Genomic DNA, 17,501 nt, shown 5'->3' on the forward strand with positions numbered 1-17,501 from the left:
AGATCTGGAAGCCCGGTAACGGGTGGAGGTGACTGGTACTAATAGGCCGAGGGCTTGTCCTCAGTTGCTCGCGTCCACTGTGTTGGTTCTGAAACCACGAACAACCCCGTATGTCGGGCCACGACTGCGGTGCGGTTGACAGTTTCATAGTGTTTCGGTGGTCATAGCGTGAGGGAAACGCCCGGTTACATTCCGAACCCGGAAGCTAAGCCTCACAGCGCCGATGGTACTGCAGGGGGGACCCTGTGGGAGAGTAGGACGCCGCCGAACTCAATTTGATAAAGCCGTGGTCCCTAGACAATGTCTGGGGACCACGGCTTTTTTGTGTTTCGGGTCGAGTATCAAGTCGGATGCCCTTACTGCCCGTCCACCCCTCTGCACGGTCGGGCGACAACTGAGGGTAAGGTCAGGGGGCATCATTGGCTCTTTCCCACAGGAGGCCCCCGGGTGGAGGTCCAGGAGACTCGCGTCCAGACGGACCGGGTCCTCACCATCCCGAACATCCTCAGCATGGCGCGCCTGGCCGGCGTACCCCTCTTCCTGTGGTTGATCCTCAGGCCGGAGTTCGGGGGCCCCAAGAGCGACGGGTGGGCGCTGCTGGTCCTGGCGCTCAGTGGCATCAGTGACTACCTCGACGGCAAGCTCGCGCGCCGCTGGAACCAGATCAGCAAGCTCGGCCGGCTGCTCGACCCCGCGGCCGACCGGCTCTACATCCTCTCCACGCTGGTAGGCCTGACATGGCGGGAGATTCTTCCGCTCTGGCTGACCGCGGCGCTGCTGCTGCGCGAGCTGGTCCTGCTGGTGATGGTCGGCATCCTCAGGCGTCACGGCTACCCGCCGCCGCAGGTGAACTTCCTGGGCAAGGCCGCGACCTTCAACTTGATGTACGCCTTTCCACTACTGCTCCTCAGTGATGCAAGTGGCTGGATCGCCACACCCGCTGCTATTTTCGGATGGGCGTTCGCCGGATGGGGTACAACTCTCTATTGGTGGGCAGGGATCCTCTATGTGGTTCAGGTCCGCCGACTTGTGAAGGCGGACAACACGGCCGATTGAGCTCGCCGATTCGGCGGCTGTAACGGCTCCCAGGCCCGCATCTGACATATGCGGGCCCTCTCGGTGAGCTGAGTCGGCCAGACCGTCGTCTAATGAGGAGGACGTTTCCGACATGAAGGCCGTCGTGATGGCCGGCGGTGAGGGCACGCGCCTTCGCCCCATGACCTCGAGCATGCCCAAGCCGCTCCTTCCCGTGGCCAACCGGCCGATCATGGAGCATGTGCTACGCCTGCTCAAGAGGCACGGGCTCACCGAGACCGTAGTGACAGTGCAGTTCTTGGCGTCGCTCGTCAAGAACTACTTCGGCGACGGCGAAGAGCTTGGGATGGAGCTCACCTATGCCAATGAAGAGAAGCCCCTCGGTACCGCAGGCAGCGTGAAGAACGCCGAGGAAGCGTTGAAGGACGACGCCTTTCTCGTGATCTCCGGTGACGCGCTGACCGACTTCGACCTCAGCGACCTGATTGCCTTCCACAAGGAAAAGGGCGCGCTGGTCACTGTCTGCCTGACGCGCGTACCCAATCCGCTGGAATTCGGCATCACCATCGTCGACGAAGAGGGAAAGGTCGAGCGCTTCCTCGAGAAGCCGACCTGGGGGCAGGTCTTCTCCGACACGGTCAACACGGGCATCTACGTGATGGAGCCCGAGGTCTTCGACTACGTCGAGGCCGATGTGCCGGTCGACTGGTCCGGTGACGTCTTCCCGCAGCTCATGAAAGAGGGCAAGCCCATCTACGGCTACATCGCCGAGGGCTACTGGGAGGACGTCGGTACGCACGAGAGCTACGTCAAGGCGCAGGCCGACGTGCTGGAGGGCAAGGTCGACGTCGAGCTCGACGGCTTCGAGATCTCGCCCGGCGTATGGGTCGCGGAAGGGGCCGAGGTGCACCCCGACGCCGTACTGCGCGGCCCGCTCTACGTGGGTGACTACGCAAAGATCGAGGCGAACGTCGAGATCCGTGAGCACACTGTCATCGGGTCGAACGTCGTGGTGAAGGACGGTGCGTTCCTGCACAAGGCGGTCGTGCACGACAACGTCTACATCGGACAGCACAGCAATCTGCGGGGCTGCGTCGTCGGCAAGAACACCGACATCATGCGTGCCGCGCGTATCGAGGACGGCGCTGTCATCGGTGACGAGTGCCTGGTCGGTGAAGAATCGATCGTTCAGGGCAACGTCAGAGTTTATCCATTCAAGACGGTCGAGGCCGGTGCGTTCGTCAACACGTCCGTGATCTGGGAATCCCGGGGGCAGGCGCATCTCTTCGGAGCGCGCGGGGTCTCCGGCATCCTGAATGTGGAGATCACGCCCGAGCTCGCCGTACGTCTTGCGGGCGCGTACGCGACGACCCTGAAGAAGGGCTCCACCGTGACCACCGCGCGTGACCACTCGCGTGGTGCGCGGGCCCTGAAGCGGGCGGTGATCTCGGCACTGCAGACCAGCGCCATCGACGTACGGGACCTGGAGAACGTGCCGTTGCCGGTCGCCCGTCAGCAGACGGCGAGGGGCAGCGCCGGCGGAATCATGATCCGGACGACTCCCGGCGTGCCGGACTCCGTCGACATCATGTTCTTTGACGGGCAGGGCGCCGACCTGTCGCAGGGCAGCCAGCGGAAGCTGGACCGGGTGTACGCGCGCCAGGAGTACCGGCGGGCCTTCCCCGGTGAGATCGGCGATCTGCACTTCCCGTCCAGTGTCTACGACTCCTACACGGGCTCCCTGCTGCGGAACGTGGACACCACAGGTGTCGCCGAATCAGGACTCAAGGTCGTCGTCGACGCGTCCAACGGAAGCGCGGGACTCGTCCTCCCGAGCCTCCTCGGGAAGCTCGGGGTGGACGCCCTGACCATCAACCCGGGGCTCGACGAGTCGCGGCCCACCGAGACCGCCGACGCCCGCAGGTCCGGGCTCGTGCGGCTCGGGGAGATCGTGGCGTCCGCCCGGGCCGCGTTCGGCGTGCGGTTCGACCCGGTGGGCGAGCGGCTGTCGCTCGTGGACGAGAAGGGCCGGATCGTCGAGGACGACCGGGCCCTGCTGGTCATGCTCGACCTGGTCGCCGCCGAGCGGCGCAGCGGGCGGGTGGCGCTGCCGGTGACGACGACGCGCATCGCCGAGCAGGTCGCGGCGTACCACGGCACCCAGGTGGAGTGGACGACCACGTCGCCGGACGATCTCACGAGGGTCGGGCGCGAGGACTCGACCATCTTCGGCGGCGACGGACGCGGCGGGTTCATCGTCCCCGAGTTCAGCGGCGTCTTCGATGGCACCGCCGCCTTCGTGCGGCTCGTCGGCCTCGTGGCGCGTACGCAGCTCACGCTGAGCCAGATCGACGCGCGCATCCCGCGTGCGCATGTGCAGCGGCGCGACCTCGCGACCCCGTGGGCCGTCAAGGGCCTGGTCATGCGGCGCGTGGTGGAGGCGGCCGGAGAGCGGTCCGTGGACACCACTGACGGCGTGCGGGTCGTGGAGAGCGACGGGCGGTGGGTGCTCGTGCTGCCCGACCCCGCCGAGGCCGTCACCCATTTGTGGGCCGAAGGGCCCGACGACGCGTCCGCCCAGGCGCTGCTCGACGAGTGGTCGACGGTGGTGGACAGCGCCGGCCGCTGACCTGCCCCGGCACCGGGCGGCACCCGCAACGGGTGCCGCCCGGCGCGCCGGTGGGGCCATTCGGAGGTAGCGCCCGCGACGTGCGACGATGTGCGGCATGCCGCAGCAGCCCCCCGTTCGGAGCACCCCCTCGCGCCCTCGGCGTCCGGACGCGTCCATGTCGCTGCTCACCACCGTCATGGACCACAGCCTGGACGAGGGATACGCGGAGGCGGCGGCCCGCAAGAAGGCCAGAGGGGCCAGTGGTGTGCCCCGCCCACTGCGGGCCAAACTGGGACTCGCGGCCGGACTCGTGCTCGCGGCGCTGGTGGTCACCGTGGGGGCCGCGCAGGCGCGGATAGAGGCGCCGGTGGTGGCCAAGGAGCGCGAGGAGCTCATCGACCGCGTCGAAGAGGCGACGGCGGGCGCCGACGCGCTCGAGGACGACGTGGACAAACTCCGCGACGATGTCGGAGAGCGGCAGGAGGCCGCGCTGAAGGAGCACGGCGGCAGCCAGGGCGAGCTGGTGGGGCTCCTCTCCGGCGCCACGGAGGTCCACGGGCCCGGCGTCAAGCTGGTGGTGGACGACAAGAAGCAGGCCGACCAGGGCGGCGGCGGACCCCGTGAGAGCGCCGACTTCTCCGACACCGGTCGGGTGCGCGACCACGACATGCAGCGGGTCGTCAACGGCCTGTGGCAGTCGGGCGCCGAAGCGGTGTCCATCAACGACCAGCGCCTCACCGCGCTGTCGGCGATCAGGGCCGCGGGTGACGCGATACTGGTCGACAACAGACCGCTGGTGCCGCCGTATACGGTGCTCGCGGTGGGGGACGCGAAGCGCTTGAGTACCCGGTTCCAGAACAGCTCCGACGGTCAGTACCTGCATGCTCTGCAGGAGAACTTCGGCATCCGGACCAGCATCTCCGTGTCGGACGAGCTCCGGCTGCCGGCAGCGCCCAGCGTGACCGTACGTACAGCAGAGCCGAAGGCAGGAAAGGGCACATCGTGATCGCCGTACTGGGCCTCGTCGTGGGAGTCGTGGCCGGATTGTTGGTTCGGCCCGAGGTTCCGGCGGTGGTCGAGCCGTACCTTCCGATTGCCGTCGTCGCGGCTCTCGACGCCGTGTTCGGCGGTCTGCGGGCCATGCTCGACGGCATCTTCGACGACAAGGTGTTCGTCGTGTCGTTCCTGTCGAACGTGGTGGTGGCCGCGCTGATCGTGTTCCTGGGGGACAAGCTGGGCGTCGGCGCCCAGCTGTCCACCGGCGTCGTCGTGGTCCTCGGCATCCGGATCTTCTCCAACGCCGCGGCGATCCGTCGGCACGTCTTCAGGGCGTGACGCCGATGAGTTCCGACGAGAGGCCCGAGTACAACCGGCGCAAGGAACTCCCGGCGGAGGTCCCCAGCGCGCCCGAGACGCCCGTACCGCCGGAGCCCGGACGGAAGCCGCAGCTCACCGGCCGCCAGCGGCTGGCGCAGGGGCTGTGGCCGCCGCGAGTGACGCGCCCTCAACTCATCGTCGCCCTGCTTCTGTTCGTGCTCGGGCTCGGTCTGGCCATCCAGGTGCGGTCCAACAGCGACAGCAGCGCACTGCGCGGTGCGAGACAGGAAGATCTCGTACGCATCCTCGATGAACTGGATGACCGAACTCAGCGTCTGGAAGAAGAGAAGCGACGTCTCGAGGACCAGCGGACCGGGCTGGAGAACAGCTCGGACCAGGCCGAAGAGGCCCGCAAGCAGACGGTCGAGCGGGAGAGGCAACTCGGCATCCTGGCCGGCACCGTGGCGGCTCAGGGGCCCGGCATCACGCTGACCATCGAGGACAAGAGGGGGGCGATCAAGGCGGACATGCTGCTTGACGCCATTCAGGAGCTGCGCGCCGCCGGCGCCGAGGCGATCCAGATCAATGACGTACGCGTCGTGGCCAACACGTACTTGTCGGACGCCGGCGGCGGCCGTGGCGTACGGGTGGACGGTCACAAGGTCGGCGAACCGTACCTCTTCAAGGTGATCGGCAAGCCGCAGGATCTCGAACCTGCGCTGAACATCCCGGGAGGCGTGGTGCAGACTCTGGAGAAGGAGCAGGCCACGGTGACCGTGGAACGCTCCGAGAAGATCGTTGTGAACGCCTTGCGACCTGCGAAGCAGCCTGACTACGCTCGGTCGTCCTCCCAGTGAGGGGCGGGCGCGTGGGCGCCGGGAGGCGAGGGCATGAGGTTGCGGGGGGTCGGCGCACCGGAAGCGTGGTGCGTGGTGGAAACTGTTTGGTGGACACGGACGTTGTGAGGATGTCTGGCTCACCGATGAATGCCGGTGTGTGCAATCAGGGTTCGTCCTGCCCCACGGGCGGGTCTGTTTCGGTCAAGGGGAATCGCCCGTGAAGTTGTTTGCGAAGTTGTTCGGCAAGAGCGCACGAGAGGACAGCGGCAATCCGGCCACTGCCCGTCATCGTGCCCCGCGCCATGGTGATGGTGAGGAGCAGGGCGCCGAGCGCCCGATGTTCCGCGATCAGGTCGCTGGTCCAGGTGGTGACATTTCGGGCGGACAGGGCGCGTCGTCTGTTGACCCTGCCGGTCCCGGCCGCATAGGTTTCGGAGAACCTTCAACCTCAGGTACGGGTGGAGGGTTTACCCCCGGCCCGTACGCATCGAATGCCCCTGCGGGGCAGCCACGGCAGGAGGACCAGTCCATGGCCCTGGTGTGTACGAGGTGCGGGAACCGCAACGCCGAGGCGAGCCGGTTCTGCTCCAACTGCGGTGCGCCGCTGCGGGCCGGAGCCGCGCCGGAGCGTCCGTCCGAGACGACCTCGACGATCTCCATCTCGGGTCTCGAGGCCTACGACGCCGAGACGACGGGGCAGACCCTGTCTCCCGCGCTCTCCCCGGAGGCGCAGGCGGCCGTGGACGCGCTGCCGCTCGGTTCCGCGCTGCTCGTCGTGCGCCGCGGTCCGAACTCGGGCAGTCGTTTCCTGCTCGACGGCGAGCTGACCACGGCGGGGCGTCACCCGCAGAGCGACATCTTCCTCGACGACGTGACGGTGTCGCGTCGCCACGTGGAGTTCCGTCGTGTCCAGGACGGTTCCTTCACCGTCGCGGACGTGGGCAGCCTCAACGGCACATACGTCAACCGTGAGCGCATCGACTCCGTCGCGCTCTCGAACGGTGACGAGGTGCAGATCGGCAAGTACCGGCTGGTCTTCTACGCGAGCCAGCGGGGCATCTGAACCACCCCCAGACGCCGTCCGGGGGGCATCCCCAGGGAAGGTCCATGCTTCAAACACCGAGGGGCGGTGCCGACTTCGGCACCGCCGCCGCGGACCGTCGGCTGATGAGCATCGGTACCGTGCTGAACGTCCTGCGCGACGAATTTCCCGAGGTCACGATCTCCAAGATCCGTTTTCTGGAGACCGAGGGGCTCATCGAGCCCCAGCGGACGCCGTCCGGTTACCGGAAGTTCAGTGCTCAGGACGTCGAGCGGCTCGGGCACGTGCTGCGGATGCAGCGGGACCACTACCTGCCGCTCAAGGTCATCCGGGAGCATCTCGACGCGCTGGAGCGCGGTGAGCGGCCTCCGATGCCGTCGCTGGGGCGCCAGCGGGACGGCGGGGACGCGCAGGGCCTGGACGAGGCCGAGGGGCCGACGGTGGCCCGCGTGGGCCGTGCCGAGCTGCTGGCCGCCGCCGAGATCGATGAAGTGCAGCTCAGCGAGTGGGAGGCGTACGGTCTCGTCGCACAGCTGCCGGACGGCGGGTACGACGCGGAGGCCGTCACGGTCGCCTCGCTCGTCCTCGAACTCGGCCGGTTCGGTATCGAGCCACGGCACCTGCGGGCCATGAAGGCCGCCGCCGAGCGCGAGGCCGGGCTCGTGGACCAGGTCGTCGCACCGCTGCGGCGGCACCGTAATCCGCAGACCAGGGCCCATGCGGAGGCCCGTACGAAAGAGCTGGCGGGACTCACGGGCAGGCTCCATTCGGCGCTCGTGCAGACGGCGCTCGGGGTCAGACTGCCCTGACCCGGACCACGCCCGGCCGGTACTCGGCGGGTGCCCGACTACCCAAACCTGCCGACCACGTCCTAGGGTTGCTGTGTGAACGAGCTCGACGTCGTAGGTGTCCGGGTCGAAATGCCCTCCAACCAACCGATCGTGCTCCTGCGTGAAGTGGGAGGCGACCGGTACCTTCCCATCTGGATCGGACCAGGTGAGGCGACCGCCATCGCCTTCGCACAGCAGGGCATGGCACCCGCACGGCCGCTGACCCACGACCTGTTCAAGGACGTGCTGGAAGCGGTGGGACAGGAGCTCTCCGAAGTGCGCATCACCGACCTGCGGGACGGTGTCTTCTACGCGGAGCTGGTCTTCGCCAGCGGGGTCGAGGTGAGCGCCCGGCCGTCCGACGCCATAGCGCTGGCGCTGCGCACCGGGACGCCGATCTTCGGCAGCGACGGGGTCCTCGACGACGCCGGTATCGCGATCCCGGACGAGCAGGAGGACGAGGTGGAGAAGTTCCGCGAGTTCCTCGACCAGATCTCGCCCGAGGACTTCGGCACCAACAGCCAGTGAGCCGTCTCGGGCGGCCCGCGTCGGGCCATTCGGCTAGCCTTTCCCCGCGGTGAGGCACGCGAAACCACTCTCAGGGTGATTATCACTCGGCGTGCCGAGTGTGGCGATCGTTGACGAGCCCCTGGCGACTGCCTACCGTCGAGAAGGCAGGTCAAGGAGGGAGGTCGGCGTGGGAAGCAGCGGCGACGGTACGGCGGTGGGCGGGCCGTACCCGCTCCACGGCGGGGCGACCGGTCACTCTCCGAATCGACCGATGGCGGTCCAGGGGAGCGGGGACGCGACGTCCGGGCACGAGCAGATCGGCTACCGCGGTCCCACCGCGTGCGCGGCCGCGGGCATCACTTACCGACAGCTCGACTACTGGGCGCGTACCGGCCTGGTCGAGCCCAGCGTGCGGGCCGCGGGCGGCTCCGGTACGCAGCGCCTCTACAGCTTCCGCGACGTGGTCGTCCTGAAGATCGTGAAGCGGTTCCTCGACACCGGCGTCTCCCTCCAGAACATCCGCACCACGGTCCAGCACCTGCGGGAGCGCGGGTTCACGGACCTGGAACGGATGACGCTGATGAGTGACGGCGCGACGGTCTACGAGTGCACGTCGCCCAGCGAGGTCCACGACCTGCTCCAGGGCGGCCAGGGGGTCTTCGGGATCGCCGTGGGCGTCGTATGGCGTGATGTCGAGGCCGCGCTGTCCCAGCTGCACGGAGAGCGCATCGACACCGGCGAGACGCTCGTCGGGCACAACCCGGCCGACGAGCTGGCCAGGCGCCGCAACAAGGCCGTGTAGGTAGCCTCGGGCAGCGTTGTCAGTGGCATAGGGCAGCATCAGAGGTGTGAGAAGCGCGCCGACGATCCTGCATCTGGACATGGATGCCTTCTACGCGTCCGCGGAGCAGGCCGCGAAACCCAGCCTGCGCGGAAAGGCCGTGGTGGTGGGCGGTCTGGGGCCGCGGGGTGTGGTCGCCACCGCTTCCTACGAAGCGCGTCGTTTCGGCGTGCACTCGGCGATGCCCATGGGGCAGGCACGACGGCTCGCGCCGAACGCCGCGTATCTCGTGCCGCGCTTCGGGCTGTACCGCGAGGTCAGTGAGCAGGTGATGGGCCTGCTGCGGGAGCTGTCGCCGCTCGTGGAGCCGCTCAGCCTGGACGAGGCCTTCGTGGACCTGGAGGCGGGCGGTGTCGCCGACGACGAGGAGTCGGCCAGGGCCGTGGGGGAGCGGCTGCGGGCGGACATCAGGGCGGTGACCGGGCTGACCGGGTCCGTGGGGCTCGCCGTCTCCAAGATGCTGGCCAAGATCGCCTCCGAGGAGGCCAAGCCGGACGGGCTCAGGCTGATAGCGCCGGGCACGGAGCGGGCGATGCTCGGACCGATGTCGGTGCGTACGCTGCCGGGGGTGGGGCCGGCCACGGGGGACCACCTGCGGCGGGCCGGAATCACCACGGTGGAGGAGATCGCGGAGGCGGGCGAGGACGAGCTCGTGCGGCTGCTCGGCAGGGCGCACGGGGGATCGCTGTACGCGATGGCGCTCGCGCACGACGAGCGGCCCGTGGTGGCCGAGCGGGACACGAAGTCGGTCAGCGTGGAAGACACGTACGACGTGGACATCCACGACCGGGTGCGGGTCCGCGCGGAGGTCGCGCGGCTCGCCGAGCGCTGTGTGCAGCGGTTGCGGGCGGCGGGCCACTCGGGGCGGACCATCGTGCTGAAGGTGCGGCGGTTCGACTTCTCGACGCTGACGCGCTCCGAGACGCTGCGCGGGCCCACGGACGACCCCGGGGTGGTGCGGGAGGCCGCGGCGCGGCTCCTTGAGTCCGTGGACACCACGGGTGGCGTGCGGCTCCTCGGCGTGGGCGTCTCCGGCCTCACGGACTACACGCAGGAGGACCTCTTCGCGCAGGCCCAGGCGGAGGCCGCCGCGACGGAGACGGTCGAGGGCGGAGCCGGTGAAGGCGGTGCGCCCGGGGACGAGGCCGATGTGCCCCGGGAGCCGGGTGTACAGGCGGTGGAGAATGCCGAGGAGCCCGTGGTGCCAGTCGAGCGGCGGTGGCCGGCCGGTCACGACGTGCGGCACGCCGCGTACGGGCACGGGTGGGTGCAGGGGAGCGGGCTTGGGCGGGTGACGGTGCGCTTCGAGACGCCGTACTCGGCGCCGGGACGGGTGCGGACGTTCCGGACGGACGACCCGGACCTCGTTCCTGCCGAGCCGTTGCCGCTGGTGGCCGCCGGCCCGGATGGGGAGGCGGCCACTGGAGCGGTGGTGGAGGCGGTGTCCGGTGCGGCTCGTGCGGAGGCGGGGGAGCAAGGCTGAAATGCGGCGGCGGACGGGGGCGCGTCTGCTGGGGGCTCTCGCCCCCGCAGCGGGGTCAGGGGCCCTCGGTGCCCGCGATGCGGCCGAAGCTCTGGTCGGGAGGGGGTGGGGAGGGCGGTGGCGCCGTGTCCAGGCCGTAGTGGTGGTAGAGCTGGAGCTCCTGCTCGGGTGAGAGGTGGCGGCCCACTCCGAAGTCGGGGGCGTCCCTGATGAGTGCGCGCTCGAACGGGATGCGTACGGTGCCGTCCCCGGTCAGCTCGCTGGGCTCCAGCGGGACGAAGGCGTCGCGGCTGAACAGGCCGGTGCGTATGGCGGCCCACTCCGGGGCGCCGGTGGCGTCGTCGAGGTAGACCTCGTCGATCGTGCCGATCTTGGTCCCGTTCCGGTCGAACGCCTTGCGGCCGATCAGGTTGCGCGGATCGATGTCGGTCTGCACGGGCCCTCCAACGGGTCGCGGCCTGACGAAATCGGGCGTAACTCATCCTTAGTCGTTCGTAGTCACTACGAAAGAGCACTTCGGGGCAGGCGGCCACTCGAGGGAACGGCCGTGGTCCCCGCTGGTAGGCTGGCGTACGGCTGTTGACCCCGTGCGGGAGAGCTCTCCGGAACACGCTCCCGGAGGCGCCGAAGGAGCAAATCCTCCCCGGAATCTCTCAGGCACCCGTACCGCACGGACGAGGTCACTCTGGAAAGCAGGGCGGGCGTCGGGCGGGCACGTTCGGAACCCTTCCTCACCGACGGTGAAAGCAGGTCTGCCGACAGGCAGGCCTGTGAAGCTCTCAGGTTGAGATGACAGAGGGGGAGGCCGTCCGGGTACCCGCGCCGTGGTACCCCTCGCAGGTCGTGCAGACCAGGAGGCCTCCCGCAATGACTGCCACCAATCGCATCCCGCTCTCCGAGCTCGAACAGGGAATTCCGTTCGAGCAGCGGCACATCGGGCCCGATGCGGAAGAGCGGGCCAAGATGCTCGCCCAGGTCGGATACGGCTCGCTCGACGAGCTGACGGCCGCCGCGGTGCCGGATGTGATCAAGAACGCCGAGGCGCTGAACCTGCCGGGTGCCCGCTCCGAGGCCGAAGTCCTTGCCGAACTGCGCTCCCTCGCGGACCGCAACCAGGTCCTCGATTCCATGATCGGCCTCGGCTACTACGGAACCTTCACCCCGCCGGTCATCCTGCGGAACGTCATGGAGAATCCTTCCTGGTACACCGCCTACACGCCGTACCAGCCGGAGATCTCGCAGGGCCGCCTCGAGGCGCTGCTCAACTTCCAGACCATGGTCGCCGAGCTGACCGGCCTGCCCACCTCCGGGGCCTCGCTCCTGGACGAGGGCACCGCCGCCGCCGAGGCCATGGCCCTGTCGCGACGCATGGGCAAGGTCAAGAACGGCGCCTTCGTCGTCGACGCCGACGCGCTGCCCCAGACCATCGCGGTCATCCGGACCCGCGCCGAGCCCACCGGTGTCGAGGTCGTCGTCGCCGATCTGAGCGACGGCATTCCGGCCGAGGTCGCCGAGCGCGGTGTCGTCGGCGTCCTCATCCAGTACCCGGGCGCCTCCGGAGCCGTACGCGACATCAAGCCGCTCATCGATCAGGCGCACGAGATCGGCGCCGTCGTCACCGTCGCCGCCGACCTGCTCGCACTGACGCTGCTCACCTCGCCCGGCGAGCTGGGCGCCGACATCGCCGTCGGCACGACGCAGCGCTTCGGCGTCCCGATGGGCTTCGGCGGCCCGCACGCCGGATACATGGCGGTGCGCGAGAAGTTCGCGCGCAGCCTGCCGGGCCGGCTCGTCGGCGTCTCCGTCGACGCCGACGGCAACAAGGCCTACCGGCTCGCGCTGCAGACCCGCGAGCAGCACATCCGCCGCGAGAAGGCCACCAGCAACATCTGTACCGCTCAGGTGCTGCTGGCGGTCATGGCCGGAATGTACGCCGTCTACCACGGGCCCGACGGCCTGAAGTCCATCGCGCGGCGCACCCACCGCTACGCGACGCTGCTCGCGGCGGGGCTCACGGCCGGCGGCTTCGAGGTAGTCCACGGCGCGTACTTCGACACGCTGACCGTACGCGTCGAGGGCAGGGCCGAGGCGCTGGTGCACGCCGCCCGGGAGGGTGGCGTGAACATCCGCCAGGTCGACGCCGACCACGTCTCCCTCGCCTGCGACGAGACGACCACCCGGGCGCAGCTGGCCGCCGTCTGGCGCGCGTTCGGCGTCGACGCCGATGTCGAGTCGCTCGACGCCACCGTCGCGGACACGCTGCCCGAGGGCCTGCTGCGCCAGGACACCTACCTCGCCCACCCGGTCTTCCACCAGCACCGCTCCGAGACGGCGATGCTGCGCTACCTGCGCAAGCTCGCCGACCGCGACTACGCCCTCGACCGCGGCATGATCCCGCTGGGCTCCTGCACCATGAAGCTCAACGCGACCACCGAGATGGAGCCGGTCACCTGGCCCGAGTTCGGGCAGTTGCACCCCTTCGCCCCGGCCCAGCAGGCGCAGGGCTACCTCACGCTCATCCGTGAGCTGGAGGAGCAGCTCGCCGAGGTCACCGGCTACGACAAGGTCTCCCTCCAGCCCAACGCCGGTTCGCAGGGCGAGCTGGCCGGTCTGCTCGCCGTCCGCGGCTACCACCGGGCCAACGGCGACGAGCAGCGCACCGTCTGCCTCATCCCGTCGTCCGCGCACGGCACGAACGCCGCGAGCGCCGTCATGGCCGGCATGAAGGTCGTCGTGGTCAAGACCGCCGACGACGGCGAGATCGACGTCGAGGACCTGCGCGCCAAGATCGAGAAGCACCGCGACGAGCTGGCCGTGCTGATGATCACGTACCCCTCGACGCACGGCGTCTTCGAGGAGCACGTGGCCGACATCTGCGCGTCGGTGCACGAGGCCGGTGGCCAGGTGTACGTCGACGGGGCCAACCTCAACGCCCTGGTGGGCCTGGCCAAGCCGGGCCACTTCGGCGGCGACGTCTCACACCTGAACCTGCACAAGACGTTCTGCATCCCGCACGGTGGCGGCGGCCCCGGCGTCGGTCCTGTCGGCGTCCGCTCGCACCTCGCGCCGTACCTGCCCAACCACCCGCTGCAGCCCGCTGCCGGTCCCGACACCGGTGTCGGCCCGATCTCCGCGGCGCCCTGGGGCTCGGCGGGCATCCTGCCGATCTCCTGGTCGTACGTGCGCCTGATGGGCGGCGATGGCCTCAAGCGGGCCACCCAGGTCGCGGTGCTCTCCGCCAACTACATCGCCAAGCGGCTCGAGCCGCACTACCCGGTGCTCTACACCGGCCCCGGCGACCTCGTCGCGCACGAGTGCATCATCGATCTGCGGCCGCTCTCCAAGGAGACCGGTGTCAGCGTCGACGACATCGCCAAGCGGCTCATCGACTACGGCTTCCACGCGCCGACCATGTCGTTCCCGGTCGCGGGGACCCTGATGATCGAGCCGACGGAGAGCGAGGACCTGGGCGAGATCGACCGGTTCTGCGAGGCGATGATCGCCATACGCAGGGAGATCGAGAAGGTCGGCTCCGGCGAGTGGGCCGCCGACGACAACCCGCTGCGGAACGCCCCGCACACCGCCGCCGCGCTGAGCGGTGAGTGGGAGCACGGGTACAGCCGCGAGGAGGCCGTCTTCCCGGCCGGTGTCGCCGCGTCGGACAAGTACTGGCCGCCGGTACGCCGCATCGACCAGGCGTACGGCGACCGGAACCTGGTCTGCTCCTGCCCGCCGCTGGATGCGTACGAGGACTGATGCCGGCGCCCGCGCGGAGCGGGCATGCGGCGGGGCCGGTTCGGAGAGTGTTCTCCGGGCCGGCCCCTCGTCGTTCGGTGGTGCGGTGCGGTGCGTTCGTGCGGGTGTGCCAGCGGTGCGCTCAGGCGGCTGTCATGACCCGATCGGTGCCCAGCGGTCGGTGCGGGGCGATGATCTGGCCGTCCGGCAGCAGCTCACCGGTGTCCTCGAAGAGCAGGACGCCGTTGCACAGCAGGCTCCAGCCCTGTTCCGGGTGGCTCGCCATGAGGAGCGCGGCTTCCCGGTCGGCGGAGTCTGCTGTCGGACACGCTGGTTGGTGCTGGCACATGGAAGGGTTCTTTCGCTGCGATGAGATGGCTGTGACGTCGGTCCTGTGGCTCGATGCGGTGTTCATAACCGCCCCCCGTTGTAGTCGGTCCGGTCCCAGTGTTGCCCTCCGCGCGTCAATCCGCAGGGATTTTGCCGCAGCGGCTCCTACTGCTTAATGACGTATCACCCGCCCGGACGGTTCAGCCCAACTTCCGTGTCTCTTCGGGTGGTTCGGGGTGGCCTGACTGGGCTAGTCCACTCGGGCGGGCAGCGCTGTGCCCCGCGGCCGGGGGCGGCGGGGCACAGGAAGCGGGTGGGGCGGCGTCAGGCGGGTGAGCTCAGCAGCGGTGCGGGCGTCAGGCGGTGGTTGAGCATCGGCAGCAGTTCGGCGACGCGGTGCGGGCGGTGGGCCGCGATGCCGGGCGGGGCGGGCGCCAGCGGTACGAGCAGGTCGGTGGCGGCCAGCGGGCCCTCGGCGCCGTCGTCCGTGCAGTCGCGGTGCAGCCAGAGCGTGAGCATGTAGAGCTCGGGCACGGAGAGCAGCCGGGGCTGCCAGGGCGTCGGCATCGCCTCGGCATGCCGCAGCGCGCGTTCCGTGGAGGTGATGTACGGGCCCTCGAAGAAGTGGGAGAACGCCCACCCGTCCGGAGTGAGCATCGTGTCGGCCGCGGCGACGGCGCGTTCGCCGCAGCGGATGAGGAAGCGCCAGCCGGCGAGGCGGGTGGGCGAGGTGCCCTCCGGGGTGATGCGGTCCAACACATGGACTGGCAGCGGGAGTTCGGGGCTTACCGGGCCCTGCGCGGTACGCAGGGACGGCGTGCGGGCTTCACGTACGGCTGTGGGGGAACCGAGTGCCGCGAGAACGCTGCGCAGGGCGGGCGCGGGGGCCGGGGGGACATGCAGCGGCATGGTGGGTCGCCTCTCTCATTCGACAGGCACGGTGGAACGGGGGCAGGTGCGTGACGGCGCTGTCAGCTCTGGGTCAGAGGGGCGGGGGCTGGGAACCGCGAGCGCCAACTCTCTGCCTAGATTGCGGAGTTTATACGAGGTGTGTTCGAGCAGTGTTTCCTCTAGATGTACCGGATATTGCCGGCAAGGCGTTAATGCGCCGTCCTTGTGGGACGTTTATCCCGATTTCACACCGGCCCTGCCGTCATGACCTCGGATTTCTCGCGATACGCGGTCGGCCGATTTTTGCCGGTACTTTTGACCAGGCACTCCGGAACGGAATCTGCGCCGTGCCGCATGCCTGGTGAATGTGCCGGACAGCGGCTGCGTCGAGGGTACCGGCCGACGGCCCCGCGTGGGGCGTTATCGATCACATTGCCGGGGCATCATCCCCCGTACACAGCGGCCGGACCCATGGCTGCCCGTTCGAGGAGGGACGCTTCGATGGGGGAGAAGGTCGTGGCGGGCACGTTCGACCTGGCCGATCGGCACCACTACCGAGGCAAGCTCCGAGAGTGTCTCGCGGGGCTGGAGCGATTGCTGGCGGAGGAGCGGTTCGACCGGCCCAGGAATCTGATGGGCATGGAGATCGAGCTGAATCTCGTCGGGCCCGACGGGCTGCCGAGAATGTTGAATGCGCAGGTTCTCGAGCGCATCGCGAGCCGGGATTTCCAGACGGAACTCGGAATGTTCAATCTGGAAGTGAACATCGCCCCGCACCGGCTCGGCGGACGCGTACTCGACCGGCTCGCCGAAGAGCTCCGCACCGGCCTCAACTACGCCCATAGGAAAGCGAACGAGCTCGCCGCCGGAATTGTCATGATCGGCATCCTGCCGACGCTGAACCGCGCCGATCTCGTCTCCGCGAACCTCTCCGACGTCGATCGCTACGCCCTCCTGAACGATCAGATCGTGGCGGCGCGCGGCGAGCACTTCGCCCTGGACATCCAGGGCGTCGAGCGGCTGACCTGCACCTCGGCGTCGATCGCACCCGAATCGGCGTGCACCTCCGTGCAGTTGCACCTCCAGGTCACCCCGGGCCGGTTCGCCGACGTGTGGAACGCGGCGCAGGCCATCGCGGCGGCGCAGGTCGCGGTGGGTGCCAACGCGCCGTTCCTGTTCGGCCGTGAGCTGTGGCGCGAGTCGCGGCCGCCGCTGTTCCTGCAGTCCACCGACACGCGGCCGCCCGAACTGCAGGTCCAGGGCGTGCGGCCGCGCACCTGGTTCGGGGAGCGGTGGGTCACCGGGCCGCTGGAACTCTTCGAGGAGAACCTCCGGTACTTCCCGGCGCTGCTGCCGCTGATGGAGGAGGAGGACCCGCTGGGCGTCCTGGACGCGGGCGGTGTGCCGCGGCTCGGCGAACTCGTCCTGCACAACGGCACCGTGTACCGCTGGAACCGCCCGGTGTACGGCATCGCCGACGGCGTCCCGCACCTTCGGGTGGAGAACCGCGTACTGCCCGCGGGCCCCACCATCACCGACGTCATCGCCAACGCCGCCTTCTACTACGGCCTGGTGCGGGCGCTCGCCGAGGAGCCCAGGCCGGTGTGGTCACGGCTGCCCTTCGAGGCCGCCGCCCGCAACTTCGACGCGGCGTGCCGCCACGGCATCGACGCCACGCTGCAGTGGCCGCGGCGGGGCAGGCTCGGCGGTACCACCGAGGTGCCGGCCGTCCGGCTCATACGCGACGAACTGCTGCCGCTGGCGGCCTCGGGTCTCGACGCGTGGGGCGTGGAGGCCGCCGACCGGGACCTGTACCTCGGGGTGATCGAGGAGCGGTGTCGGCTGCGGATCAACGGATCGTCGTGGCAGGCGATGACGTACCACCGCGCCCTGGAGAGCGGCATGGCCAGGGAGGAGGCGCTCGCGGCGACCACCAAGGGGTACTGCGAGCTGATGCATGCCGGGGAGCCGGTGCACACGTGGCCCGTGGGGCTGCGGGAGCCTGCGGTGCCGCTCGGCTGAGATCTCCGGCCGGAG

At 69.2% G+C, this 17,501-nt stretch carries 14 protein-coding genes, 1 rRNA gene, 1 pseudogene and 1 riboswitch; of the genes and pseudogenes, 13 read left to right on the forward strand and 3 right to left on the reverse strand.

What is annotated here, in order from left to right:
• Positions 1-153 precede the first annotated feature (153 nt).
• The 11 genes and pseudogenes from rrf to ACFVYR_RS10935 all read left to right on the forward strand — a co-directional run bounded on the left by rrf (position 154) and on the right by ACFVYR_RS10935 (position 10,648).
• Positions 154-270, forward strand: a 5S ribosomal RNA gene (rrf, locus tag ACFVYR_RS10885).
• A 177-nt stretch (positions 271-447) separates the two neighbouring features.
• Positions 448-1,056: a CDP-alcohol phosphatidyltransferase family protein gene (locus ACFVYR_RS10890; RefSeq protein WP_384251734.1), complete on the forward strand. Its 609-nt coding sequence runs from the start codon at positions 448-450 to the stop codon at positions 1,054-1,056.
• 112 nt (positions 1,057-1,168) lie between these two features.
• Entirely contained in the window at positions 1,169-3,664 is a 2,496-nt protein-coding gene (locus ACFVYR_RS10895; protein ID WP_384251737.1) for a sugar phosphate nucleotidyltransferase, read from the forward strand.
• 88 nt (positions 3,665-3,752) lie between these two features.
• On the forward strand, positions 3,753-4,652 hold the full coding sequence (locus ACFVYR_RS10900; protein ID WP_384251740.1) for a DUF881 domain-containing protein: 900 nt from the start codon (positions 3,753-3,755) through the stop codon (positions 4,650-4,652).
• Entirely contained in the window at positions 4,649-4,981 is a 333-nt protein-coding gene (locus ACFVYR_RS10905) for a small basic family protein (RefSeq protein ID WP_003988855.1), read from the forward strand. Before ACFVYR_RS10900 ends, ACFVYR_RS10905 begins: the two co-directional genes overlap by 4 nt.
• Positions 4,982-4,986: 5 nt before the next feature.
• Positions 4,987-5,820 carry a DUF881 domain-containing protein gene (locus tag ACFVYR_RS10910; protein ID WP_384251743.1) on the forward strand — a complete coding sequence of 278 codons (834 nt, stop codon included), beginning with the start codon at positions 4,987-4,989 and terminating at the stop codon, positions 5,818-5,820.
• An 82-nt stretch (positions 5,821-5,902) separates the two neighbouring features.
• Positions 5,903-6,865, forward strand: a complete 963-nt coding sequence (locus ACFVYR_RS10915) for an FHA domain-containing protein (RefSeq protein ID WP_384252138.1) — start codon at positions 5,903-5,905, stop codon at positions 6,863-6,865.
• Positions 6,866-6,909: 44 nt separating this feature from the next.
• The gene (locus tag ACFVYR_RS10920) at positions 6,910-7,653 is read left to right on the forward strand and encodes a MerR family transcriptional regulator (RefSeq protein WP_384251745.1); all 744 of its coding nucleotides are present in this window, start codon (positions 6,910-6,912) and stop codon (positions 7,651-7,653) included.
• Between the two features lie 75 nt (positions 7,654-7,728).
• Positions 7,729-8,202 (forward strand): bifunctional nuclease family protein, encoded by a 474-nt coding sequence (locus tag ACFVYR_RS10925; RefSeq protein WP_384251747.1) that lies wholly within the window; start codon positions 7,729-7,731, stop codon positions 8,200-8,202.
• A 169-nt stretch (positions 8,203-8,371) separates the two neighbouring features.
• Positions 8,372-8,986, forward strand: coding sequence for a MerR family transcriptional regulator (locus ACFVYR_RS10930; RefSeq protein ID WP_384251750.1), 615 nt, complete (start codon positions 8,372-8,374; stop codon positions 8,984-8,986).
• 46 nt (positions 8,987-9,032) lie between these two features.
• A pseudogene (locus tag ACFVYR_RS10935) lies at positions 9,033-10,648 on the forward strand (DNA polymerase IV).
• Here the strand turns inward: ACFVYR_RS10935 and ACFVYR_RS10940 are convergent.
• Positions 10,564-10,944, reverse strand: a complete 381-nt coding sequence (locus ACFVYR_RS10940) for a PRC-barrel domain-containing protein (RefSeq protein ID WP_384251753.1) — start codon at positions 10,942-10,944, stop codon at positions 10,564-10,566. The pseudogene ACFVYR_RS10935 and the gene ACFVYR_RS10940 overlap by 85 nt on opposite strands.
• A 144-nt stretch (positions 10,945-11,088) precedes the next feature.
• Positions 11,089-11,187, forward strand: a riboswitch (glycine riboswitch).
• Between the two features lie 188 nt (positions 11,188-11,375).
• On the opposite strand from ACFVYR_RS10940, the gene gcvP reads away from it, so the two are divergent.
• Complete coding sequence (gcvP, locus tag ACFVYR_RS10945; RefSeq protein WP_384251756.1) at positions 11,376-14,264, forward strand: aminomethyl-transferring glycine dehydrogenase; 2,889 nt, start codon at positions 11,376-11,378, stop codon at positions 14,262-14,264.
• Positions 14,265-14,385: 121 nt separating this feature from the next.
• On the opposite strand, the gene ACFVYR_RS10950 is transcribed toward gcvP, so the two are convergent.
• Both ACFVYR_RS10950 and ACFVYR_RS10955 read right to left on the reverse strand, forming a co-directional pair.
• Entirely contained in the window at positions 14,386-14,592 is a 207-nt protein-coding gene (locus ACFVYR_RS10950) for a DUF5999 family protein (protein WP_384251759.1), read from the reverse strand.
• A 305-nt stretch (positions 14,593-14,897) separates the two neighbouring features.
• A complete protein-coding gene (locus tag ACFVYR_RS10955; protein ID WP_384251762.1) occupies positions 14,898-15,482 on the reverse strand; it encodes a hypothetical protein in 585 nt (194 codons plus the stop codon).
• Positions 15,483-15,965: 483 nt separating this feature from the next.
• Here ACFVYR_RS10955 and ACFVYR_RS10960 point away from each other — a divergent pair, with 483 nt between their 5' ends.
• Positions 15,966-17,486, forward strand: a complete 1,521-nt coding sequence (locus tag ACFVYR_RS10960; protein WP_384251764.1) for a glutamate--cysteine ligase — start codon at positions 15,966-15,968, stop codon at positions 17,484-17,486.
• Positions 17,487-17,501 lie beyond the last annotated feature (15 nt).

The sequence above is a fragment of the Streptomyces sp. NPDC058284 genome (genome assembly GCF_042881135.1).
Lineage (GTDB): Bacteria > Actinomycetota > Actinomycetes > Streptomycetales > Streptomycetaceae > Streptomyces.